The 21,869-nt window shown below is 40.5% G+C and carries 25 protein-coding genes; 13 read left to right on the forward strand and 12 right to left on the reverse strand.

Annotation, left to right across the window (positions count from 1 at the left end):
* The first annotated feature begins 7 nt into the window (after positions 1-7).
* Together CKW03_RS00130 and CKW03_RS00135 are read left to right on the forward strand one after the other, a co-directional pair.
* Positions 8-313 (forward strand): hypothetical protein, encoded by a 306-nt coding sequence (locus tag CKW03_RS00130; RefSeq protein WP_093100002.1) that lies wholly within the window; start codon positions 8-10, stop codon positions 311-313.
* The gene (locus CKW03_RS00135) at positions 310-561 is read left to right on the forward strand and encodes a DUF6358 family protein (protein WP_093100004.1); all 252 of its coding nucleotides are present in this window, start codon (positions 310-312) and stop codon (positions 559-561) included. The genes CKW03_RS00130 and CKW03_RS00135 overlap by 4 nt, the downstream gene beginning before the upstream one ends.
* A 26-nt stretch (positions 562-587) precedes the next feature.
* Here the strand turns inward: CKW03_RS00135 and gcvT are convergent, their stop codons facing one another.
* From gcvT to CKW03_RS00160, 5 genes are all read right to left on the reverse strand, one after another.
* On the reverse strand, positions 588-1,667 hold the full coding sequence (gene gcvT / locus CKW03_RS00140) for a glycine cleavage system aminomethyltransferase GcvT (protein WP_093100006.1): 1,080 nt from the start codon (positions 1,665-1,667) through the stop codon (positions 588-590).
* 152 nt (positions 1,668-1,819) lie between these two features.
* Complete coding sequence (locus CKW03_RS00145; RefSeq protein ID WP_093100008.1) at positions 1,820-2,509, reverse strand: pseudouridine synthase; 690 nt, start codon at positions 2,507-2,509, stop codon at positions 1,820-1,822.
* Between the two features lie 2 nt (positions 2,510-2,511).
* Entirely contained in the window at positions 2,512-2,877 is a 366-nt protein-coding gene (locus tag CKW03_RS00150) for a hypothetical protein (protein ID WP_093100010.1), read from the reverse strand.
* Between the two features lie 34 nt (positions 2,878-2,911).
* A complete protein-coding gene (locus CKW03_RS00155; protein ID WP_093100012.1) occupies positions 2,912-3,391 on the reverse strand; it encodes a DUF4112 domain-containing protein in 480 nt (159 codons plus the stop codon).
* A 2-nt stretch (positions 3,392-3,393) separates the two neighbouring features.
* Entirely contained in the window at positions 3,394-4,113 is a 720-nt protein-coding gene (locus CKW03_RS00160; RefSeq protein WP_236736544.1) for an SIMPL domain-containing protein, read from the reverse strand.
* Positions 4,114-4,272: 159 nt separating this feature from the next.
* Here CKW03_RS00160 and CKW03_RS00165 point away from each other — a divergent pair, with 159 nt between their 5' ends.
* Positions 4,273-4,464 carry a cold-shock protein gene (locus tag CKW03_RS00165; RefSeq protein WP_093100014.1) on the forward strand — a complete coding sequence of 64 codons (192 nt, stop codon included), beginning with the start codon at positions 4,273-4,275 and terminating at the stop codon, positions 4,462-4,464.
* 70 nt (positions 4,465-4,534) lie between these two features.
* On the opposite strand, the gene recO is transcribed toward CKW03_RS00165, so the two are convergent.
* A complete protein-coding gene (gene recO, locus CKW03_RS00170) occupies positions 4,535-5,254 on the reverse strand; it encodes a DNA repair protein RecO (RefSeq protein ID WP_093100016.1) in 720 nt (239 codons plus the stop codon).
* An 11-nt stretch (positions 5,255-5,265) separates the two neighbouring features.
* Entirely contained in the window at positions 5,266-5,493 is a 228-nt protein-coding gene (locus CKW03_RS00175) for an alpha-amylase family protein (protein ID WP_093100017.1), read from the reverse strand.
* Between the two features lie 204 nt (positions 5,494-5,697).
* Here CKW03_RS00175 and rpmB point away from each other — a divergent pair, with 204 nt between their 5' ends.
* From rpmB to CKW03_RS00210, 7 genes are all read left to right on the forward strand, one after another.
* On the forward strand, positions 5,698-5,931 hold the full coding sequence (rpmB, locus tag CKW03_RS00180) for a 50S ribosomal protein L28 (protein WP_093100019.1): 234 nt from the start codon (positions 5,698-5,700) through the stop codon (positions 5,929-5,931).
* Positions 5,932-6,006: 75 nt separating this feature from the next.
* On the forward strand, positions 6,007-6,189 hold the full coding sequence (gene rpmG, locus CKW03_RS00185) for a 50S ribosomal protein L33 (RefSeq protein ID WP_002998409.1): 183 nt from the start codon (positions 6,007-6,009) through the stop codon (positions 6,187-6,189).
* Between the two features lie 44 nt (positions 6,190-6,233).
* Positions 6,234-6,395, forward strand: coding sequence for a DUF4295 domain-containing protein (locus CKW03_RS00190; protein ID WP_093100020.1), 162 nt, complete (start codon positions 6,234-6,236; stop codon positions 6,393-6,395).
* A 143-nt stretch (positions 6,396-6,538) separates the two neighbouring features.
* A complete protein-coding gene (gene ftsY / locus CKW03_RS00195; RefSeq protein WP_093100022.1) occupies positions 6,539-7,501 on the forward strand; it encodes a signal recognition particle-docking protein FtsY in 963 nt (320 codons plus the stop codon).
* 13 nt (positions 7,502-7,514) lie between these two features.
* Positions 7,515-8,849: a 30S ribosomal protein S12 methylthiotransferase RimO gene (gene rimO / locus CKW03_RS00200; protein ID WP_093100023.1), complete on the forward strand. Its 1,335-nt coding sequence runs from the start codon at positions 7,515-7,517 to the stop codon at positions 8,847-8,849.
* A gap of 94 nt (positions 8,850-8,943) precedes the next feature.
* Positions 8,944-10,533 (forward strand): bacillithiol biosynthesis cysteine-adding enzyme BshC, encoded by a 1,590-nt coding sequence (gene bshC / locus CKW03_RS00205; protein ID WP_093100025.1) that lies wholly within the window; start codon positions 8,944-8,946, stop codon positions 10,531-10,533.
* A 7-nt stretch (positions 10,534-10,540) separates the two neighbouring features.
* Positions 10,541-11,137, forward strand: a complete 597-nt coding sequence (locus CKW03_RS00210) for a Crp/Fnr family transcriptional regulator (RefSeq protein ID WP_093100190.1) — start codon at positions 10,541-10,543, stop codon at positions 11,135-11,137.
* Between the two features lie 9 nt (positions 11,138-11,146).
* On the opposite strand, the gene ctlX is transcribed toward CKW03_RS00210, so the two are convergent.
* Together ctlX and CKW03_RS00220 are read right to left on the reverse strand one after the other, a co-directional pair.
* Entirely contained in the window at positions 11,147-12,058 is a 912-nt protein-coding gene (gene ctlX, locus CKW03_RS00215; protein WP_093100026.1) for a citrulline utilization hydrolase CtlX, read from the reverse strand.
* A gap of 2 nt (positions 12,059-12,060) precedes the next feature.
* Positions 12,061-12,975 (reverse strand): dimethylarginine dimethylaminohydrolase family protein, encoded by a 915-nt coding sequence (locus CKW03_RS00220; RefSeq protein ID WP_093100028.1) that lies wholly within the window; start codon positions 12,973-12,975, stop codon positions 12,061-12,063.
* Between the two features lie 479 nt (positions 12,976-13,454).
* On the opposite strand from CKW03_RS00220, the gene gcvP reads away from it, so the two are divergent.
* From gcvP to CKW03_RS00235, 3 genes are all read left to right on the forward strand, one after another.
* Positions 13,455-16,328 (forward strand): aminomethyl-transferring glycine dehydrogenase, encoded by a 2,874-nt coding sequence (gcvP, locus tag CKW03_RS00225; RefSeq protein WP_093100029.1) that lies wholly within the window; start codon positions 13,455-13,457, stop codon positions 16,326-16,328.
* A 154-nt stretch (positions 16,329-16,482) separates the two neighbouring features.
* Positions 16,483-17,235, forward strand: a complete 753-nt coding sequence (locus CKW03_RS00230; protein ID WP_093100031.1) for a 3-keto-disaccharide hydrolase — start codon at positions 16,483-16,485, stop codon at positions 17,233-17,235.
* Between the two features lie 31 nt (positions 17,236-17,266).
* Entirely contained in the window at positions 17,267-18,088 is an 822-nt protein-coding gene (locus tag CKW03_RS00235; protein WP_093100032.1) for an N-acetylmuramoyl-L-alanine amidase, read from the forward strand.
* 88 nt (positions 18,089-18,176) lie between these two features.
* On the opposite strand, the gene CKW03_RS00240 is transcribed toward CKW03_RS00235, so the two are convergent.
* The 3 genes from CKW03_RS00240 to CKW03_RS00250 all read right to left on the reverse strand — a co-directional run bounded on the left by CKW03_RS00240 (position 18,177) and on the right by CKW03_RS00250 (position 21,843).
* A complete protein-coding gene (locus CKW03_RS00240; protein WP_093100034.1) occupies positions 18,177-19,490 on the reverse strand; it encodes a nicotinamide mononucleotide adenylyltransferase in 1,314 nt (437 codons plus the stop codon).
* A gap of 71 nt (positions 19,491-19,561) precedes the next feature.
* Positions 19,562-20,104, reverse strand: coding sequence for an NUDIX hydrolase (locus CKW03_RS00245; protein WP_093100035.1), 543 nt, complete (start codon positions 20,102-20,104; stop codon positions 19,562-19,564).
* Positions 20,104-21,843, reverse strand: coding sequence for a phospho-sugar mutase (locus CKW03_RS00250; RefSeq protein ID WP_093100037.1), 1,740 nt, complete (start codon positions 21,841-21,843; stop codon positions 20,104-20,106). The genes CKW03_RS00245 and CKW03_RS00250 overlap by 1 nt, the downstream gene beginning before the upstream one ends.
* Positions 21,844-21,869 lie beyond the last annotated feature (26 nt).

Raw genomic sequence — 21,869 nt, forward strand, 5'->3', positions numbered from 1 at the left:
TTGCTTCATGAATAAATTATTCCACCAGACTAAACAGGCATTCCTATTTAGTCTGGCTTTTTATATCCTTTCTATCTTATTTTTTGTCCTGCGAGTAGGCTATGCTCCTATCCTATTGAGCATCTCGATGGTTCTCTCCTTAATATGGGTGGTTTTAGTGTTGTTGGAGATCATGCGGTCCACTAGAATTAGCAATGGAGAACGGATGATCTTGGCATTATTCGTTATTATGGGGAATATTTTGGCTGGAATAGTGTATTTTTATTTTATTCGGGAACGAGTTACAGGTTTTAAAGTAATAAAGAAGAAATGACGAAGAAGTTTATCTTGAATTTACTGCTCAATTTAGGGATTGTGTTTTTGGTATTGAGCGCATGGGCAGGTTATAATAGCGGACAGATACTGTATTTGGGTATATCCATTGCCTTATTGGTATTGTTGATCTATCTGAAGGTGGTGCTGTTAAAACAGGTGAGCCGAGATGTGAAGGCAAAACAAGAGGAAAAGGCGAAGCTGGCGCAACAAGAAATGAGACAACAAAAGAAAAGGGCTAAAAAATAGCCCTTTTTCATTTTATGTTTTGAACCTTATTTTACAAATGGAGGTTTTCTTACGATCGCTTTGATAGGTTGGTTACGGATAGAGATAAAGATCTCAGTTCCCTCTTTAGCAAATGCTGCATCAACATAACCTAAACCAATGGATTTTTTCAAAGATGGGGATTGTGTTCCAGAAGTAACACGTCCGACCTTGTTTCCTTCAGCATCTACGATTTCATAATCATGACGAGGAATACCTCTGTCGATCATTTCAAATCCTACCAGTTTTTGGGAAACACCTTTTTCTTTTTCTGCTTTTAGGTTTTCAGAGTTTACGAAGTCCTTGCTGAACTTAGTAACCCAACCTAAGCCAGCTGCTAAAGGAGAAGTGTTATCATCGATGTCATTTCCGTAAAGGCAGAAACCCATTTCTAGGCGTAAGGTATCTCTCGCACCAAGTCCGATAGGTTTAATGCCAAATTCTTGACCTGCTTCCATGATAGCGTTCCATACTTTCTCTGCATTTTCATTTGCAACATAGATTTCGAAACCACCAGCACCTGTATAGCCCGTAGCAGAAACCAATACGTTTTCTACACCAGCAAACACACCTTTTTGGAAGGAATAGTATTCCATTGGCGCCAAGTCGATATCTGTTAATTTTTGAAGTGCATCAGCAGCTTTAGGACCTTGAACAGCGAAAAGAGAAGTTTCGTCGGAGATGTTTTTCATCTCTACGCCTTCTGTGTTGAATTTGCTGATCCAATCCCAGTCTTTATCAATGTTTGATGCGTTTACTACCAAAAGATAGGTTTTGTCATCAATCTTGTAAGTTAAGAAGTCATCTACAATACCACCATTTTCGTTTGGAAGATAGCCGTATTGAACTTTTCCGTCATATAGTTTTGAGGCATCGTTAGAAGAGACTTTTTGGATAAGATCTAGTGCTTTTTCGCCTTTTAAGATAAACTCTCCCATGTGGCTAACGTCAAACATCCCTACAGCGGTACGCACCGTTTCGTGTTCGTCGTTGATACCAGTATATTGAACTGGCATATTAAATCCGGCGAAAGGAACCATCTTCGCACCTAAAGCGATATGAACGTCAGTTAACGCAGTTTTTTTCATGTTAAATCAATGAGTTTTTTGTTGTTACAAACATAGGAAAATTAATGAGGATTTAGTATTGAGATATGAGATGTGAGATATGAGAAATTTAATTTCGGCTTTTGTGTACTTTAAGCAAGGTTTAGCGATTTTGATCTCTCAATACTCCAATCTCAATACTCATATCTAATTTCCAAGATGGTTAATGCCCTTTCAAACTCCGGTTGGATCTGGGCTTGGATAAAGATGTTTTCTTGTGTTTTGGGGTGAGTGAAAGCGAGTGATTTGGCGTGTAGCAGCATGGTGTCGTGCTGGAAGGTATCTTTCCAGAGTTTGTTCTGTTTGTTGCAGCCATGGGGTCTATCGCCGATGATGGGATGGAAAATATGGGCAAAGTGTCGGCGCAATTGGTGCATCCTGCCCGTTTCTGGTTTGGCTAGGACTAGGGAGTACCTGGATGTTGGAAATTTACCGAAAGGAAGGTCTATTTCTGTGGTAACCAATGTTTGGTAATTGGTCAGAGCCTCCTGAATGGTGCCGTTTTCCTTTTTTAATGGGTAATCAATGGTTCCTTCGGGATCGGTGTGACCACGGAGAACAGCCAAATATTCTTTTTTGACTAAGTTTTGGGAAAACGCGGTTTGTATGGCGCTGTCCATTTCCTTGTTCAAGGAAAATAAAAGCACACCTGCGGTCTTGCGGTCTAAACGGTGTGCTGGATATACTTTCTTGCCGATTTGATCCCTTAGGAGCTGAAGAGCAAACTCAGATGTATCTGCAGCAATGGAGGATTTATGGACCAATAGTCCATGTGGTTTGTTGATTGCAACAAAGTCCTCATCTTCAAATAAAATCTCAAGCATGGTTATCGCTTTAAAGCGTCGATTAACATTTCGGCTTTTTCATCGATTTTGGAACTGATCCAAACCTCACCGAATGCCCCTCCTCCGATGGTAATCTTTTCACTGTTCCAATTGATCTTGCAAAGTGAAAAAAGGTAGTAATTTTCAGTGTAAGTGTAATTGTTCACAAATTCATTGACTACCTGGTCTCCAACCAGCATCATACCAAAGTCTACAGCGTCCTTATGTTTGTAGTCCAATTGTTTCTTGAGGATTTCTTTAGCTTTCAGGTTCAGTTTTTCGTTGATTTTTTCCTTGGAAGGATTGGTAAAAACCGCGACCAACATGATGACCACCCCTAATAAGGCAAAGATTCTTGTTTTGCTCATAGCTACAAAAATAGATTATTTTGAAGAGATTGGATTAAAATATCAAGCCAAACAACCAAATTGTGAGGGCATACATGGCATAAATAAACAGGATAATGCCGATAAAAATAACGATACCTAAGGTTATCAGGATGTTTCTGGCACTGCCCTGATGTTTATTGTCGTAATAATGTTCTCGCAGGAGCTTGACATTTTTTTCGTTGGCTTTGTTAAAGAAGTCGAAAACATTCCCAAAGATCGGAATGGAGCCCAAAAGAGCATCCCAAGTGACATTGAGCAACATTTTTACGGCTACTTTACTGCTTGCTCCGTTTCTGTACATAACAGATACCAGGACCAAAGAAATAATGAAAGTGGCAATCTGACCCCCAAAGGGAATAAAATTCAAGATGGGGTCCAGTCCGAAGCGAAAGTTTCCAATGCGGAAACGACTATCCATCAGGACAGATAGTCGTTTTACCCATTGAAAATCCTTATCAATCTTCTGTAAATTATATGAAGGTCGTTTCTCCATTGTTATTTCAGCGCGAATACGGCATCGATGTTACAAGTAAGCTTGATTTGTTTAACCTCTAGGTCCAAACCTTGATCTGCAGCATCCATTTCATTGTTGCGAGCTTTTGCGGACATGGCGTACATACGAGGTTGAGGCAGGATATCATTCCAGCTCATGCTGCTGTTATCATTGATCATGATTACTTTTCCTACGTTTTCAGCATCTGCCGCTGCAAGGATTTCAGCATTTGTTCTAGCATCACGTACAGCAAGGGTTTTTAGTTCTTTTTCGATCTCTTTCTTTTGAGAATGATCGTAGCCCGAGATATTGGTGCTCTGCAAACCTTTAGCATCTACTTCTTCCAACATAGGATTTAAGTTATTCAGATTAGTAACCTTGATCCTGTACTGTCTAGCCTGTAATAGTTCGTTGTTTTTCTTTTTTGTTTCAGCATTATAACTGTAGATGTTCTGTACAGTAAAGTCTTCTTTTTTGACGCCATTTTTCATTGCTGCATCAAAAAGTTGTTTTTCAAGTTGGTCAATAGCAACCTTTTTCTTTGTGTTTCCATCTTGGTAATACTCTTTCAAAGAAATGGATAGATAGATGATATCCGGAGTCACTTCTTTTTCAGCATAACCGCGGGTTGCTACTCTCCTAGTGTTTTCCATATTAATAGTTTGGGCGCTCAATGTGGTAATCATACCAACCAGCGCAAATAGTGTAATTAATTTTTTCATAATAATTTTAAATAAATTGTTCATGGCAAAAACCTTTCCAAATTGTCGGCGAAAAGAAATTGCTAAATAATTTGAAAAATGTTTGGTAGATTTAACGATTAAATTTAATTGGTATTCAAAAAATAATGATACCTTTAAAAAAAAACAATAGTAATTATTATGCAAGAAGGAGTAGTAAAATTCTTTAATGAAGCCAAAGGTTTCGGTTTCATCATTCCAAATTCTGGCGAGAGTGAAATTTTCGTTCACGTTTCTGGATTAGTAGACAAGGTTCGTGAAAACGACCATGTTTCTTACGAAGTACAACAAGGTCGTAAGGGACTAAACGCGGTAAATGTAAAGCTTATCTAAAAAATTAGATTCAATATATATTTATTGTGGAAGCCCGTCGAGTACCAACTCAACGGGTTTTTTCATGGCTTTAATTTCCGAAGATTTCTTCTAGGATATAGAGCGAATTGATCTCGCCAAAGTTCTCTGTATGAAGACGATAATAATCGATGATTTTTTGCAGAAGATAAGTCCGATCTGGGCGGCTCAGCTTAATTTTGTTACAATTCGTAAAGCTGCTTTGTAAAATTTCCCTGAAATAAGTGCTGTACGGTTCTTGCAGGACATGAAAATGCGCTGGCAAGCTATTGGAAAACCGACCTTCCATCAAATCAAAATACGGCAGATCTTGGATGATTGGTTTAAAACCGAGATAGTGGCTCAGTTTTGCCAAGAAGACCAAATGGTAATTTGCTAATCCCTCTTTGCTTTCATCGAGCCAAATAATGGCATTCTCCAAAAATTGGAAAAGTTGGGGCTCTGGGTGCTGATGCCTGAGGACCTTATACAGGACTTCATTCAAGAACATGGCAATGGAACTCTTTACGATGTCGAGGGGAATGCTTTTGAGCGGAGGAAGCTGTTGGGCTTCCTTGATCCTTTGCAGATTGTTGTTTTCCTTATTATAGACCACCATTTCCAACAGGTGGAATGGTTGGAGCATATTGAACGGGATTTTGGCTTTTGGTTTTCTGGCACCGTTGATCAGGTAAGATTGCAAGCCAAGCACCTCCGTATAAATCTGAGCTACGACGCTACTTTCGGAGTAATTGGTAACTTTTAAGGTGATTCCTTTGGTTTGTTGCAGCATCAGGTTCTACCCTATTTTTTGTTCTTCTTGGATTTTCTATCGTCCAAAAGTGAATTACGGTCGATCTTTCTGAACAAGCGATAAATAAAGGTAATAAAGCCGAATCCGAAAGCGACTACGCCGACAACAAGGAGCGGTTTATACCAAACGTTGTCGGATTCCATGAGGATGGTACCATAATAGATACAGATTATTCCCAGCAAAGTGAAAGCTAATCCTCGTAATAAATACTTGTTCATTGTGAATTGTTGAAAACTATTATGAGCCGTGGCGCAAAATATAATGCAAAATACAGTATTTTTGTTGACTTCTGCCCTATTCCTAGATTATTTTAAAATAATTCGCTATTTATTATTGTATTTCCCAAAAGAAATATAGATATTTGCACACTCGTTTCTGAGGAACGATAATTGAATTAGAACAACAATAAAAAATCGAATATCATGTCAAGAATTTGTGATTTAACAGGCAAGACGGCATTAAAGGGAAATAACGTATCACACTCGAACGTTAAGACTAAGCGTAAATTCTATCCTAATTTACAGACCAAGCGTTTTTATATTCCAGAAGAAGATCGTTGGATTACTCTAAAGGTATCTACTTCGGCTATTAAAACCATCAACAAGAACGGTATTACAGCAGCTATCGACAAGTTTATTAAAAAAGGTCACATTTAATAGATAGTAGCCTGTTATATCAGCAGAAAATAGAATCATGAAATTCACCCGTGAGGGTTTAAATAAAGTAAGGCAATGGCAAAAAAAGGAAATAGAGTACAAGTTATCTTAGAATGTACTGAGCACAAAGAAAGTGGTCTTCCAGGAATGTCTCGTTACATTACCACAAAGAACAAAAAGAACACAACTGAGCGTTTGGAGTTGAAAAAATTCAACCCTGTATTGAGAAAAGTAACAGTTCACAAAGAAATTAAGTAATTAACGGATTGGGTCTTTAAGGTCCATATTAAAAATATAATACCATGGCAAAGAAAGCAGTTGCATCATTACAAAAAGGTGGTGGTAAAGAGTTTACTAAAGTAATTATCACTACAAAATCTGCAAAAACTGGCGCTTATACTTTCAAAGAAAGTATGGTACACAATGACAAAGTAAAAGAGGTTGTTGCTGCGGCTTCTAAATAAGCAGTTAGATATTCCTTTTTTTAAAGTTTTTCTTTAAAAATCTTATAATTAGCCGTTTTGGGAGCACCAAAAGGGCTTTTTTAGTATCCTGTATTTAAGTATCTTTGATACGATTCAGATCCTTTATCTATAACACATCCATCATGGGATTATTTGATTTTTTTAAAAAGAAGCAAGAGACACCTGAAGCTCAAGAGGCTTTGGACAAAGGTTTAGAGAAAACCAAGGAAGGTTTTTTCTCCAAGATTACGAAAGCAGTAGTAGGGAAGTCTACCATTGATGACGAAGTGTTGGATAATTTGGAGGAGGTTCTGGTAACATCTGATGTAGGCGTTACGACAACCCTAAAGATTGTAGACCGTATCCAAAAGCGTGCTGCTCAGGACAAATATGTCACTACGGATGACCTGAATCGTCTGTTGAAGGATGAAATTCAAGGTTTATTGGCTGAAAACAACAGCAATGACTTTGAATCATTTGAATATGGCAACCAAAAGCCATACGTGATCATGGTAGTAGGGGTAAATGGAGTAGGTAAGACCACAACAATCGGAAAGCTTGCGCATCAACTGAAAGAAGCAGGAAACAAGGTGGTACTTGGTGCTGCTGATACTTTCAGGGCTGCTGCGGTAGATCAAATCCAATTGTGGGGTGATCGGGTTGGTGTGCGCGTTGTTGCACAGCCAATGGGTTCAGATCCTGCATCGGTTGCTTTTGACACCGTAAAGTCCGCTGTAGCGAATGGAGATGATGTGGCCATAATAGATACTGCTGGTAGGCTTCATAATAAAGTGGGGCTGATGAACGAGTTGACCAAGATCAAAAATGTGATGCAAAAGGTTATTCCTGATGCTCCTCATGAAATTTTATTGGTATTGGATGCTTCAACTGGTCAAAATGCGATTGAACAAGCGACTCAATTTACTCAAGCAACGGATGTCAATGCTTTGGCTTTGACAAAATTGGACGGTACGGCCAAGGGTGGTGTTGTCATAGGGATCTCGGATCAGTTTAAAATTCCGGTTAAATACATTGGAGTGGGAGAGAAGATCGGTGATTTGCAGTTATTTAACAAAAAAGAATTTGTAGACTCACTATTCAAGTAGGCTACAGTATAATATGAAAACGAAACAATCAAAAACGGCTCCTGTACAGGCAAAGCCACGTGTGAACGTGGTGACCTTAGGCTGCTCTAAAAACATACATGATAGCGAGGTGCTGATGGGCCAATTAAAGGGCAATCAGATGGAAGTAGTCCACGAAGCTTCCAATATCCAAATTAATGATATCGTGGTGATCAATACCTGTGGTTTTATCGATAATGCCAAACAGGAATCCATTGACACCATCCTTCAATTTTCAGAATTAAAAGACCAAGGGAAAGTTAATAAAGTAATTGTTACGGGTTGTTTATCAGAACGATACAAGCCGGAATTGCAATCTGAAATCCCTAATGTGGATGCTTTTTTTGGAACGAATGATCTTCCTGATCTTCTTTCCAGTATCGGTGCGGACTATAGACATGAATTACTTGGTGAGCGTCTATTGACGACCCCTTCCCATTTTTCTTATTTCAAGATTGCGGAAGGCTGTAATAGGCCTTGTTCATTCTGTGCCATCCCATTGATGCGAGGAAAGCATGTGTCTAAATCTATTGATGATCTGGTAAAAGAGGCTAAATTCTTGGCTTCTAATGGTACCAAAGAGTTGATCTTGATCGCTCAGGATCTGACTTATTATGGGCTGGATATTTACGGTAAACGTAATTTATCGGACCTGTTGCGCCATTTATCGGATGTGGAAGGAATTGATTGGATCCGTTTGCAATATGCTTATCCTTCCGGTTTCCCGATGGATATCTTGGATGCCATGAACGAACGTTCCAATATCTGTAACTACTTGGATATGCCATTGCAGCATATCTCGGATCGCATGCTGACTTCTATGCGTAGAGGAACAAGCAAACAAAAGCAGATCGATCTAGTAAACAAAATCCGTGATAAAGTTCCTGATATTGCTTTGAGAACAACATTGATCTGTGGTTATCCAGGAGAGACGGAAGGAGACTTCCAGGAAATGTTGGAGTGGGTAGAGGAAACCAGATTTGATCGTTTGGGTTGTTTTACTTATTCGCATGAAGAAAAAACACATGCGCATAGCCTTGAGGACGATGTGCCTGAGGAAGTAAAACAGGATCGTGTGGATCAGATCATGGAAGTTCAGCAAGGAATTTCTTATGAAATCAATCAAGATAAAGTTGGAAATACCTATAAAGTGTTGGTGGATAGGGTAGACGGTGATTATTTTATCGGTAGGACTGAATATGATTCTCCTGAGGTTGACAATGAGGTGGTATTGGAAGCGAAATCCAACTATGCCCGCATTGGAGACTTTGTTCAGGTGAAGGTTGACCGTGCAGAAGACTTTGACTTGTACGGAAATATTGTCAAATAACTATAACATTTGTGGCAACTAGTCGGGCTTATTTTAAATTTTTGTATTTTGTATACTAAATGCCTATACATTTGTAAAAGTTTAAAAGAGGTAGATGAAAGCCACATATATTGATTACAGCGACACTAATAGTTTCTCCAAAACCTTAATTGCCTATCTGAACCATAATGAGCATCTTGCTCCATTTTATGGAAATAAGCCTGATATAGCGGGTTTTAAGGATCAGATCGGCAAAAAGAAAGGGTTTGCACATCGGGAATTATTAACTAAAATTTTAACTGATCAATATGGAGATCTGTTGTCTTCCTCTCCGGAAGTGGCGCAGAACATCATCCGATTAAAGGATAATAACACCTATACAGTTACCACTGGCCACCAATTAAATATATTCACGGGACCTTTATACTTTATTTTCAAGATCGTGACTGCCATTAAATTGGCTCAGGACTTGAAGAAGGAATTTCCTGAAAATGAGTTTGTACCGGTGTATTGGATGGCGACGGAAGATCATGATTTCGAGGAAATAAACCATACCAAGGCTTTTGGCAAAAAGATTCTTTGGGATGTGGAATCGCACTCGGCGACCGGTCGAATGGATACGGCGAGTATCGTGGATACCGTTAAACAATACTGCAATACCTTTGGGCTTTCTGATAATGCAACGGAGCTAACCGAGCTTGTGGAAGAGGCTTATTTGAAAGGGCTGAATTTGGCAGATGCCACCAGAACCTTTGTTAATTCCCTGTTTAAGCAATATGGTCTGATCATTATTGACGCGGACCGTAAGGAATTAAAGAAATTATTCGCTCCAATCATGGAGGAGGATATTCTGAAAGAAAAGAGCTTTAAAGCTATTGAAAAGACTTCTGAGCAATTAAAGGATAAGGGTTTTGCGACTCAGGTTCATTCTCGTGAGATCAACTTTTTCTATCTAACGGATGATTTCCGGGAAAGGATCGTTCGTACGGAGGATGGGAAATTTGAGATTTTGCATCAAGGGATATATTTTACCGAAGAGGAGATCAAGAAGGAGATCCATGCACATCCGGAAAGATTTAGTCCGAATGTCGTGATGCGCCCCATGTATGAAGAGGTCATCCTTCCGAACTTGGCCTATATTGGTGGAGGAGCTGAAATTGTCTATTGGTTGCAGTTAAAAGCTAATTTTGATCAGTATAAGGTGCCATTTCCTATTTTAATCCCTCGTAATTCTGCTTTGATCACTGATGATCAGATGGCTGGTAAAATCTTTAGATTAGACTTTACTTTCAAGAGCATCTTTAAGCCTTCTGAGACTTTGAAGAAGGATTATGTGAAGCGGATTACCAAGCATCGGTTGAATTTGCAGGATGAATGGATGGAGTTCAATGCTATATTCGGAAAGATAAAGTTGAGAGCGCATAAGATTGACCCTAGTTTAGGGCCGAGTACTGATGCGGTCAAGGCGAGACTGAAAAAAGCAGTCAATAATCTAGAGAAGAAACTGCTGAAAGCCGAGAAAAGGAACCATCAGGATGCCTTGATACAGATCGACAGAATCAAGGAAAAACTCTTTCCTGGAGGCGCTCTGCAGGAGCGAACCGATAATTTCGCTGAGCTATATCTGAAACATGGAAAGGAACTGATCCCTGACCTTGTTAAGACTTTTAACCCATTAGACTTTAAATTCACTATACTATATTAATATGCAAATGGAAGAGTTATTGAAGAGTAATTTCTATAAATACTATACAGAAAAAGCTTTTTTGACGGATAGTGATTTCGAACAGCTGCTTCCTTTTTTTGAGTTTAGGGAATTATCGCACAATCAATATATTTTGAGGGCAGGAGAGGTGTGCAAGCACTTTTTGTTTGTGGAAGAAGGTCTATTGCAGTTTTTGTCCTTGGATGAAAAGGGTGTGGAGCACATTCTCCAGTTTGCTCCAGAGAATTGGTTGATGGGTGATCGCTCGAGTGTTTATTTTGATGAGCCTTCCTTGTATTATATCAAGGCGATTGAGCCGAGTAAGGTCGTGTTTTTGCATCCGAAGTTCTTCGCTGAGGCGGCAAAATTACGATTAGAATTTGCCATGTTTACTGAGAGGTCCCTACAGAGGAGTGTGTATTACCTTCAGCGCAGGATCAATTCTTTATTGGCGATGACTGCCAAAGAACGCTATTTGGAATTTATCGAACTCTATCCTAATCTGCTGTTGCGAGTACCGCAATGGATGATTGCATCCTATCTGGGCATTACGCCCGAGAGCTTGAGTAGGGTGAGAAGGGAAATTGCTAAGGACAGTTTTTAATAGCTGAGGTTAAAAAACCTCAGCCATCATACATCTGGCGCTTCCGCCACCATATTTTTCAATACTAAACAAAGGTGCATGGACTATCCTGCCGTGCTTTTCTAGCGCTTCAATCTGTTCCTCCTCAAAGGACTCGAAGGCTTGGGTGCTCATACAGATTATCGGATCACCATCAATGTTCCTGACTTCCAAAATATTTCCAGCAAAATGATTCATTTGATCTTCCGTGATCACTATGATTTCTTTGCCTGTGTTTTTCAAGCTTGAAACCAGCAATTCCCTTTCCTCCGGATTCCTAATTACCTCCAAACAGATCAGACTGAAGTTTGTGCCTACGGACATCATCACATTGCTGTGGTAGATTGGAAGGTAGGCTTCGCCAACCTGCTGTGTGGAATGGAAAACCAAAGGCGTATAACCTTGATCCTTGCAGAATATATGGAATAGTTCTTCATTTGCGCGGTCAGATAAGGAGCAGTAGGCAATCTTGTTTACCCTGTCCAAGATCATGGAGCCTGTGCCTTCCAAGAACTTGTTCTGGTCTTCGTAAGTGGTATAGTCTTGAACCGTTTCGTAATGAGTTCCCGCTTGGTCCAGTTTTCCTAAATAATTTAATTGTCTTTCATTTCTTCTGTTTTCAGCAAACATTGGGTAGATAATGCTCTTATTGACATGGAATGAAATGACATTGTTAGGGAAGATGCTGTCGGGGGTATCTAATTTGCCAGGGTCCTGAACAACAAAAACCTTGACACCTGCATTTTTAAGGATGCTGACAAAGTTGTCAAACTCAGTGACCGCAAGGTCAGAAAGCCTGTCGTTGCGTTCATTTTTCGCTTGGAAGAAGTTATTTACAGCCGTTTCTTCATTTCTACGGAAGTAGAAAGGGCGAACCATTAAGATTGTATTTGTTGTTTGCATGGCTATTTTCTGATTAGAGGTAGGGTTGAGCAGCGCAAGAGACCTTCCTGTTTTCCGATTTCATGATAAGGGATTTCCTCCACAATGAAATTCTGTTCTCGGAGCCAATTGTTCAGCCTTGCAAATCTTTGCTCACTAACGATGACTGTAGGGGAGATGGAAAAGACATTTGAGAACATCTGGTACATTTCATCTGCAGTGATTTGGAATACATTCTCTTCAGAAAACAATTCCAGCAAGAACTCAAAGTCTTCTTGGTTTCTGAACCCGCCTGGATATATTATGGCTTTATTTTCGCCAATCGGCTGAAAGCAGCAATCCAAGTGTAAGGCATTTGAACGAGGATCTGTCATGGATTTGATCAGATCAAAACCCATTACCGTTTTATTTGGGAATTTCTCCTTGATGAACTCAACACCTTGATGGTTTGTCCTAGCGGTGTTTATTTCAGAATAATCCGCGCCGGAATAGGTTCCGATAAAGACATAATCTTTCCAGAGGATCACATCTCCGCCTTCCATATGGATGTGTTCAGGGGCGGTGATCAGCTTTTCGGGGTCAATTTGATCGATAATGTACAGGATGGCTTCCCATTCCTCTGCTCTATCGGGCAGGATATTGGATTTCACGAAGTAATCATCAATGACAAAACCTATATCTCTCGTAAAGATTTGATTAAGGTTGGGGATTGTTTCCGGACGATAGACCTCTACTCCATATTTATTGAGAACCTGTTTGAACTGGTCAAGTTCATGAACCATGTCTGGCTCAGTGGGGTAAGTACCTGCGAGGATATGTTCCAATGACTTGGGGTCATAAGCTTCTGCTGCTGTGGGAGTCGGACCATTGTGATTGGCAATCCCTAGAATTACAGCGCTCAAGCGATCGGATTCATTCCTCACGTTTAATTTAAGCATATAATTTATTAATTGATTCAGGCCTAAATTAGTAAAGATTCCTATCTTAAAATTGCCGATGAAAATTATTGTAAATATTTAACATCAAGAGCTTTAATGCTGGAATTAAAGTATGAAATCAGGGGTGTTCAATGCAGAAAATGGAATGTTTTTGAGGTTTATTTGCCTTTTTTTTAATGGCTGTGTCAATTCTTCCATTAGCCGCCCCAGGTATAACAGGAATTGCATTTAGGTCTTTTGAAGCAAAAGGACCTAACGGATGTTACATTGATAAAATATTGCTGCTATTGTTGTTTGGAATTTAAAGAAATGTGCAATCGATTGATGTGTTAATAAAAGTTTTTCGAGCGGGTGGACTCCTTAAAATTACCTATAAAAAGCGTATCTTTGCACATCAAAATTTTTACACAGAAATCCTGTTGAAATATTTTGGATAACAGATAGTTAATCAGTCTCAAAAGTTACAATTAATACTTAAAATGAGTAACATATTTTACCAAGAAAAATTTGAGGATCGCCATAATGGTCCAAGTTCTGCGCAAGTAGAGGAAATGTTGAACGTGCTTTCAGTGGGTTCTTTGGATGAATTGATCGATCAGACCGTTCCTGCACAGATTCGTAAGAAACAAGCTTTGAACCTTCCTCCTGCACTTAGTGAGGTTGCGTATTTGGAAAAAATAGCTCAAATAGCTGAAAAGAACAAGGTATTCAAATCTTATATCGGTCAGGGATATAACGATGTGATCCTTCCTGGGGTTATCCAACGTAATGTATTTGAAAATCCAGGATGGTATACACAATATACTCCTTACCAAGCGGAAATTGCTCAAGGACGTTTGCAAGCCCTATTGAACTTCCAAACCATGGTTTCAGACCTAACTGGTTTAGAAATCGCAAATGCTTCCCTATTGGATGAAGCAACTGCTGCCGCAGAAGGTATGTTCATGCTGTACAGCACACGCAAAAACAAGGATGCTAATGTGTTCTTGGTAACTCCAAACGTATATCCTCAAACATTAGATGTATTGCAAACCAGAGCCGTTCCTTTCGGCGTTGAGATACGTGTTGCTGATTTAACTGTAGAGAACTTAACAGACGATGTGTACGCCACATATATTCAATATCCTGCAGCTGACGGTACGGTAAATGACTATAAAGAATTTACGGCCTATGCACATGATAAAGACATTACTGTATGTGTTGGTACAGACTTAATGTCATTGGCTTTGTTGACTCCTCCGGGAGAATGGGGTGCTGATGTTGTTGTGGGTAACTCCCAACGCTTTGGTGTACCAATGGGATTTGGTGGCCCGCATGCAGCATTCTTTGCAACTAAAGACACTTATAAACGTAATATTCCAGGAAGAATCATTGGTGTTACTTCTGATTCAAACGGAGAATACGCACTACGTATGGCGCTTCAAACTCGTGAGCAACATATCCGTAGAGATAAAGCATCTTCAAATATCTGTACAGCACAAGCTTTGTTAGCTATCATGGCTTCCTTCTATGCTGTATACCACGGTCCAAAAGGAATCAAAAACATCGCTTCCCGTATCAATGACTTGACAAAATTAGCTGATAAAGCAATCCAAGCATTAGGCTACAAACAAGTCAATGAATCTTACTTCGATACCCTTCGTTTTGATGTAGGCAAGGAAGTTGATGGATTGAAAAGCGAAGCTTTGAACCATGAACTTAACTTCTTCTACCAAGATGGTACAGTAGGTATCTCTATCGATGAGACAACCACTTTTGATGATATCCAAACCATCGTGAAAGTATTTGCTAAGGTTAAGGGCAAGCACATCACTGATGTGGATATGGACGCTATCGTTAAGGAATTAGGAACTTCCATTCCGGAGCACTTAGAAAGATCTTCTGAGTACTTGACTCACCCAGTATTCAACAGCTACCACTCAGAGAGTGAAATGCTTCGTTATATCAAATCATTAGAGGCGAAAGACCTTTCATTATGCCACTCTATGATTCCATTGGGATCATGTACCATGAAATTGAATGCAACAACCGAGATGGTTCCAGTTACTTGGGCTAGATTCGGTGGATTGCATCCATTTGCACCAGTTGATCAAACATCTGGTTACATGCAATTGATCAATGAATTGAATGATTGGTTATGTGAAATCACAGGATTCGCTAAGATGTCTTTCCAACCAAACTCTGGTGCACAAGGTGAATACGCTGGATTAATGGTAATCCGTGCTTATCACCATAGCCGTGGAGATTTCGATAGAAATATCTGTTTGATCCCTGCATCAGCGCATGGTACCAACCCAGCATCTGCTTCTATGGCAGGTCTGAAAGTGGTGGTGGTTAAATGTGACGATCGTGGTAATATCGATGTTGAAGATTTAAAAGCTAAAGCTACTGAACATTCGGCTAACCTGAATTCTTTGATGGTTACTTATCCATCGACTCACGGTGTATTCGAAGAACCGATTGTTGAGATCTGTAATATCATACACGAGAATGGTGGTCAAGTATATATGGACGGTGCAAATATGAATGCTCAGGTAGGTTTGACTAGCCCAGGCTTCATTGGTGCAGACGTTTGTCACTTGAACTTACACAAGACTTTCTGTATTCCTCACGGTGGTGGTGGTCCAGGTATGGGTCCAATCGGCGTAGCAGCACATTTGGTTCCTTTCTTGCCTAACCATGAGATTATCGAGATCTCAGGAGAAGAGGGTATTTCAGCCGTTTCAGCGGCTCCATTTGGTTCAGCCTCTATCTTGGTCATCTCACACGCTTACATCGCTATGATGGGCGGAGAAGGCCTTACAAACGCAACTAAGACGGCTATCTTGAATGCCAACTATATCAAAGCTCGCCTAGAGCAACATTATCCAGTATTATACGCTGGTGCGAATGGACGTTGTGCACACGAGATGATCTTGGATTGCCGTGGATTTAAAAATGTAGGCATCGAAGTGGCAGATATCGCTAAGCGTTTGATGGACTACGGTTTCCACGCTCCAACTGTTTCATTCCCAGTGGCTGGTACTTTAATGGTTGAACCGACAGAATCCGAGTCAAAACCAGAATTAGATAGATTCTGTGATGCCTTGATCGGTATCCGTTCAGAAATTGCTGCGGTTGAGAATGGAGATGCAGACCAAAAAGACAACGTATTGAAAAATGCGCCTCATACTGCAAGGGTAGTAACAGGTGATGACTGGGATAGACCATATTCTCGCCAAACTGCTGCTTATCCAATCGAATACTTAAGAGTAAACAAATTCTGGCCTTCGGTAGGTCGTGTGAATGATTCCCAAGGAGATAGAACCTTAATCTGTTCTTGCCCTCCGATGGAAGCATACGCAGAGATCTAAGGAGATCTGAAAATATAAAGTATCAGGAAAGCCTTTGCCCATTTCGGGTAAAGGCTTTCTCTTTTCATGCAGAACACAAGCTTAAACCCCTTAAGCATGGTATTTCTCTTATGTTTTTACTATTTTAGGATTTCAAATAAATCTGATTTTGATCATGAAAACCAACCTATCGCATCTATTAATTCTCGTAACATTCCTTTTAGGTACTCAATTTGCAGAAGCACAGCAGAAACTCTTCCAGTTTGGAGTGGAAAAGAGCTTTGACGAATCCATCTTAAATGCCAAAGCCAAAGGCATGGCGATCCAATGGATTGATGTCAACACCTCGGATAGCACATGGAAGGCGAAGGGAAACCTTTTGCAGAACAGCGGCAATCCAATTGGAGTCGTGCGATCGGAGAAGATGTATGAGAACTTTATCATGCATGTCGAGTGGAGACATTTGGAGAAGGGAGGCAACTCCGGGATTTTCGTCTGGTGCGATGCCAAGGCAGACCCGAAGAGCAGGCTTCCGATGGGTATGGAGGTGCAGATGTTGGAATTGGATTGGGTGAATATCAACGCCGTTGATGGCAAACAACAGCCGATTGCCTATGTACATGGAGAATTGTTCGGCGCTGGTGGGATGACCGCATCTCCGGATAATCCAAGAGGGGAAAGGAGCAAGTCTTTGGAAAACAGGTGCCTCGGAGTAGGAGAGTGGAATAAGTATACCGTGGTCTGTGTGGATGGAACAGTGAAATTGGCAGTCAATGGTAAATTCGTAAACAGTATCCGATTGGCCTCCAAACGAAAAGGTTATCTTTGTTTAGAAGCTGAGGGCGCGAAAATGGAGTTCAGGAACCTTCAGATAATTGAATTAGAACCAGGAATGGATCGCCCCGAGTTTGTGGTCGATGCCTTATAAGAAAATGATTAACAAAAGGATATAAAGGGACATGATTAAGAAATACATCATTTATTTTTCACTTGCTGCATTAGTGAGTTCTTGTGGAGGAGGGAAATATGCCAGCACAGAAAAGATCTATAAAAAGAAAGCCAAAGACTTCTCTGAACTCTATAAAGAGGCTCCTGTAAAAGGACAGATCGAAAAGATTGCTTCCAACCATAAAGAATGGATTGCTTCCACCAATTTCGGTGTCCGCAAGCCAAACTATGTGATGATCCATCACACGGCGCAAAAAGACCTTGACCAGACGGTCAGGACCTTCCACAACGAAAAAGTAGGCGTAAGTTCACACTATGTGATCGGTAGGGACGGAAAGATTGTCCAAATGGTCAACGACCTATACCGTGCACACCATGCTGGATTAGGAAGATGGGGAAATGACACCGATCTGAATTCCTCATCCATCGGAATCGAATTGGACAACAACGGGATCAGTGACCCTTGGCCAGAAGTGCAGATCAATGCCTTGGTCCAATTGCTTGCTTACTTAAAAGAGACCTATAAGATCCCGCAAGCAAACTTTATCGGACACATGGACTATGCGCCAACAAGAAAGAACGATCCATCAAGGTTTCCTTGGAAGGTATTAGCTGATAAAGGTTTTGGATATTGGTATGATGATGTCTTGGAAAATCCTCCAATGGGCTTCGACCCTAAGATTGCCTTAAGGATCATTGGCTATGATGTAAAGAACCTAGATGCTGCCATCAAAGGTTTTAAACAGCATTATACCCAAATGGACGTCACTAGCGCCAACCTAACTGAACACGACCTTAAGATCCTGTATTCGATCTTTAAGAAATTTTTGTAAGAGTATAAAGTATTTAGTATTTAGTATTTAGACCTAGGACGCCCTACAAGTCTAAATACTAAATACTTACTACTAAATACTACTCTTCTTAAACTGTTTTAACGAATTTCTCATCGTAGTTCTCGATATCAACAATGTATCTGTTGTTGATCAAGAAATCAAACAATGGTTTCGCTTCTGGGGAAACCGGAAGGTTTTTCGTCGTAACGATTTTCTCTAGTTTTTTATCCAAATACGGGTAAGCATAAAGCTTAACGTTCTTGCTAAACATCCCTGAGATATAGCTTAGCAATTCGTTGGTATAGTTTTCTTTGTTGTAATTGTCCGAATTGAAGATGTTTTTCAAGTTGGAAACGTTGGTTGCAATACCCACATGCTTCGGCTTGAAGGTCTGTACGAATTCAGCCAAGTGGTTATTCCTTCTGAAGTTGGATACCAGGATATTGTTGCCTGTAGAGCATAGATATTCAGCACGTTCAGCGAAATAGATCAAGTCCTCATCCGAAATCACACTGTTTTCATCCAGCACATTACCCATCAGTACCTCGATCAGCACCACGGTATTTTCAGGAACAGCCTTGGTGTTTTTCAGGAACTCCTCCACGGCTAAGTTAAATAGGTCAAAGTTTGGATTAGATTTCTGACGGTATTTCGTACGAAGGATAATGATGTTCTTTTTATAAAGATAATCCTTGATTTGGGCAGCCTTTCCATCTGGTTTGAAGATCGCTGCTTTCGAGAACCCTTTCGCAATCAGGTATAGGTTCAATAGTCGCTCATTAGCATTTGCGAATAGTGGTCCTGAAACCTTTACCAGGTCAATTTCTACCGATCCTACAGAAAGGTTGTCCACTAGGGACTCGATCATCGTCTGTGGATTCTCAGCATAATAATAAGCCGCAAAAACCAGGTTTACCCCTAAAATCCCAAGGACTTTAGTTTGCAATCTATTGTCACTGTCCAATAACCTAACGTGGATGATGATATCGTTTGTCGGTCCATCCACTTCATGCTGGAAACGGATTCCGATCCAACCGTGAGGTTCATTGGTTTTCGTAAAATTCAATGTGGTTACTGTATCGGCAAAAGCAAAGAATTTTTTACTGCTGTATTTCTCGCCTTGAAGACGCTCGGTTAGGAGGCTATATTCATGGTCCAGCATTTTGGTCAGTCGGGTTCTGCTCACGTACCTTCCAGACTCTTCAATACCATAGATGGCATCTGAGAATGCCATATCGTATGCAGAAATGGTCTTTGCAATGGTTCCAGACGCTGCACCGGCTTCAAAGAAATTACGAGCGACTTCCTGTCCTGCGCCAATTTCTGCGAATGTACCATAAATATCAGCGTTAAGATTGATTTTAAGCGCTTTGCGCTTGGTTTCGTAAATTTCTCTTGCCATGCGGCAAAGGTACGAAAACAGCGTCAATAATTGTGTAAAGAGGTTGGTATAAAGAATAAAGTTAGGCGAGCTTATAACTCGCCTAATTTTTTCAATGTATAGAATAGGGCAGAGCTATGGAGCGCCTGTCCGATTTTATTGTCAAAAAGAAATTGCTTGGCCTCTTGGAGATCCATTAAAACCACTTCAATATCTTCCGAAGGATCTAGTTCTTGCTCCTGTACTTTTCTTCCTCCAGTAAGGAGGTAGGTATAGGTAATATTGCCCGAGGTAGCAGGGTTGGCAAAAAGCTCACAGACATAGCTGATATCATCAAAGGCATAGCCTGTTTCTTCCAACAGCTCCCGTCTGGCCGCTATTTCTGGATCCTCATTGTCCTCAACCACACCCGCAGGAAGCTCCACCATGATTTTACCGGCGCCATGGCGGTACTGCTTGACGAAGATAACCTGATTATCTTCCGTCAGAGCCACCATATTCACCCAAGTAGGGTATTCCAGTACATAGTATTCCTCTTTAATATTGCCATTGGGCATCTCTAGCTTATCGACGCGTAGCGTGGCCCAAGGGCGTTGTATGATGTATTTTGAATCAATTGTTTTCCACTTCTCCATTAATCTTTCACTATATCGGCCATCATTAATCTTACTTTATCGTCCAAACGGTTTGAAATCTGACCAAATTCAGAAGTAAACTCCAGATTCTCCCTAACCGAACAGTAAAATTTAATCTTTGGCTCCGTTCCAGAAGGCCTAGCAGAGATCACATCGCCATCTTTGGTGATGAACTGAAGCACATCCGATTTCGGAAGATCGATCTTAGACTTCTTACCAGACGCCATATCCGTAGCTTCTGAAGTCTCATAGTCCCTAACCTCAACCACTTCAATATCACCCAGTGTTTTTGGCAAATCAGCGCGTAAATCAGCCATCATTTGTTTGATCTCATCAGCTCCAGCCTTCCCTTTTTTGGTCAAGGAAATTAGTTTTTCTTTGTAATAGCCGTAGTCCAAATAAAGCTTCAATAGCACATCGTAAAGCGATTTCCCTTGGCTTTTGAAATAAGCAGCCATTTCCGAGATAAAGGCACAAGAGTTAACCGCATCCTTATCCCTCACTAGGTCACCGACCAAGAAGCCATAACTTTCTTCACCACCTACCAAATAAGTTTCTTTGCCTTCCAGTTTAGTCATGACCTCACCGATAAACTTGAAACCAGTAAGCGTTTCATAGCTTTTCACATCAAAAGACTTCGCGATATCAGAGAATAAGTTCGAAGTCACGATGGTTTTCACGATATATTGGTTCGCCTTCAATTGACCAAGGTCCTTCTTCGAAGAAAGCACATAATAAGTCAACAAGCTACCGATTTGGTTACCATTGATCAATTGGAATTCGCCTGAAGGCAATTTGATTGCCACCCCAACTCGGTCGGCATCAGGATCCGTCGCCATAACAACGTCGGCATCGATTTCCTGTCCCATAGCCATTGCTTTGGACATTGCTTCTTCCTCTTCTGGGTTAGGATAAACTACCGTCGGGAAGTTTCCGTCAGGTTTAGCCTGATCTTCCACCACCTGAACATTCTTGAATCCCCATGCTTCCAACATTTTTGGAACTAGGGTAATTCCTGTTCCGTGGATTGGAGAATAAACGATCTTCAGGTCGCTCTGTTCTTTTACCGCTTCAGGATGGATGCTCAATTTCCTGTTCGCATCGATATAGATTTGGTCAAAATCCTCTCCAACCAAGTGGATATTCTTCTCTACTCGATCAAATTTGATCTCTTTTACAGAAGTAATGGCATTCACTTCCGTGATCACATTTTTATCATGCGGAGCAACCAATTGGCCACCATCATTCCAATAAGCCTTATAGCCATTGTATTCCTTTGGATTATGAGATGCGGTCAACATCACACCACCTTGGCATTTAAAATGGCGGACAGCAAAGGATAACAATGGTGTCGGTCTCAGTTCCTTGAACAGATAAACCTGAAATCCATTCGCAGAGAACACATCAGCAACCAGCTGACCGAATTCTTGCGAATTATTTCGGCTATCATAGGATACTGCAACTTTGATTTCCTGATTAGGGAATTGCTTGATCAAGTAATTGGCCAAGCCTTGGGTCGCTTTTCCAATGGTGTATTTGTTCATCCTATTGGATCCCACGCCCATAATTCCACGAAGACCACCTGTGCCGAATTCCAGTTCCTTATAGAACGAATCCAATAACTCGGTTTCTTCATTATTATCAACTAATGCCTTTACTTTGGACACCGTGTCCTTATCGTATTCATCAGTTTGCCATTGATTGATTCTTCCCTGTGTTTCTTTATCTAGAGTACCCATATGGTTACATTTTTTAAGGTAAATAT

The organism is Sphingobacterium mizutaii, from assembly GCF_900187125.1.
In the GTDB taxonomy this organism is placed as follows: domain Bacteria; phylum Bacteroidota; class Bacteroidia; order Sphingobacteriales; family Sphingobacteriaceae; genus Sphingobacterium; species Sphingobacterium mizutaii.

Bases quoted from the DNA above. Each gene is read 5' to 3' on its own strand.
- CKW03_RS00130 (WP_093100002.1), top strand. From the start codon at position 8: ATGAATAAATTATTCCACCAGACTAAACAGGCATTCCTATTTAGTCTG.
- CKW03_RS00135 (WP_093100004.1), top strand. From the start codon at position 310: ATGACGAAGAAGTTTATCTTGAATTTACTGCTCAATTTAGGGATTGTG.
- gcvT (WP_093100006.1), bottom strand. From the start codon at position 1,667: ATGAAAAAAACTGCGTTAACTGACGTTCATATCGCTTTAGGTGCGAAG.
- CKW03_RS00145 (WP_093100008.1), bottom strand. From the start codon at position 2,509: ATGCTTGAGATTTTATTTGAAGATGAGGACTTTGTTGCAATCAACAAA.
- CKW03_RS00150 (WP_093100010.1), bottom strand. From the start codon at position 2,877: ATGAGCAAAACAAGAATCTTTGCCTTATTAGGGGTGGTCATCATGTTG.
- CKW03_RS00155 (WP_093100012.1), bottom strand. From the start codon at position 3,391: ATGGAGAAACGACCTTCATATAATTTACAGAAGATTGATAAGGATTTT.
- CKW03_RS00160 (WP_236736544.1), bottom strand. From the start codon at position 4,113: ATGAAAAAATTAATTACACTATTTGCGCTGGTTGGTATGATTACCACA.
- CKW03_RS00165 (WP_093100014.1), top strand. From the start codon at position 4,273: ATGCAAGAAGGAGTAGTAAAATTCTTTAATGAAGCCAAAGGTTTCGGT.
- recO (WP_093100016.1), bottom strand. From the start codon at position 5,254: ATGCTGCAACAAACCAAAGGAATCACCTTAAAAGTTACCAATTACTCC.
- CKW03_RS00175 (WP_093100017.1), bottom strand. From the start codon at position 5,493: ATGAACAAGTATTTATTACGAGGATTAGCTTTCACTTTGCTGGGAATA.
- rpmB (WP_093100019.1), top strand. From the start codon at position 5,698: ATGTCAAGAATTTGTGATTTAACAGGCAAGACGGCATTAAAGGGAAAT.
- rpmG (WP_002998409.1), top strand. From the start codon at position 6,007: ATGGCAAAAAAAGGAAATAGAGTACAAGTTATCTTAGAATGTACTGAG.
- CKW03_RS00190 (WP_093100020.1), top strand. From the start codon at position 6,234: ATGGCAAAGAAAGCAGTTGCATCATTACAAAAAGGTGGTGGTAAAGAG.
- ftsY (WP_093100022.1), top strand. From the start codon at position 6,539: ATGGGATTATTTGATTTTTTTAAAAAGAAGCAAGAGACACCTGAAGCT.
- rimO (WP_093100023.1), top strand. From the start codon at position 7,515: ATGAAAACGAAACAATCAAAAACGGCTCCTGTACAGGCAAAGCCACGT.
- bshC (WP_093100025.1), top strand. From the start codon at position 8,944: ATGAAAGCCACATATATTGATTACAGCGACACTAATAGTTTCTCCAAA.
- CKW03_RS00210 (WP_093100190.1), top strand. From the start codon at position 10,541: ATGGAAGAGTTATTGAAGAGTAATTTCTATAAATACTATACAGAAAAA.
- ctlX (WP_093100026.1), bottom strand. From the start codon at position 12,058: ATGCAAACAACAAATACAATCTTAATGGTTCGCCCTTTCTACTTCCGT.
- CKW03_RS00220 (WP_093100028.1), bottom strand. From the start codon at position 12,975: ATGCTTAAATTAAACGTGAGGAATGAATCCGATCGCTTGAGCGCTGTA.
- gcvP (WP_093100029.1), top strand. From the start codon at position 13,455: ATGAGTAACATATTTTACCAAGAAAAATTTGAGGATCGCCATAATGGT.
- CKW03_RS00230 (WP_093100031.1), top strand. From the start codon at position 16,483: ATGAAAACCAACCTATCGCATCTATTAATTCTCGTAACATTCCTTTTA.
- CKW03_RS00235 (WP_093100032.1), top strand. From the start codon at position 17,267: ATGATTAAGAAATACATCATTTATTTTTCACTTGCTGCATTAGTGAGT.
- CKW03_RS00240 (WP_093100034.1), bottom strand. From the start codon at position 19,490: ATGGCAAGAGAAATTTACGAAACCAAGCGCAAAGCGCTTAAAATCAAT.
- CKW03_RS00245 (WP_093100035.1), bottom strand. From the start codon at position 20,104: ATGGAGAAGTGGAAAACAATTGATTCAAAATACATCATACAACGCCCT.
- CKW03_RS00250 (WP_093100037.1), bottom strand. From the start codon at position 21,843: ATGGGTACTCTAGATAAAGAAACACAGGGAAGAATCAATCAATGGCAA.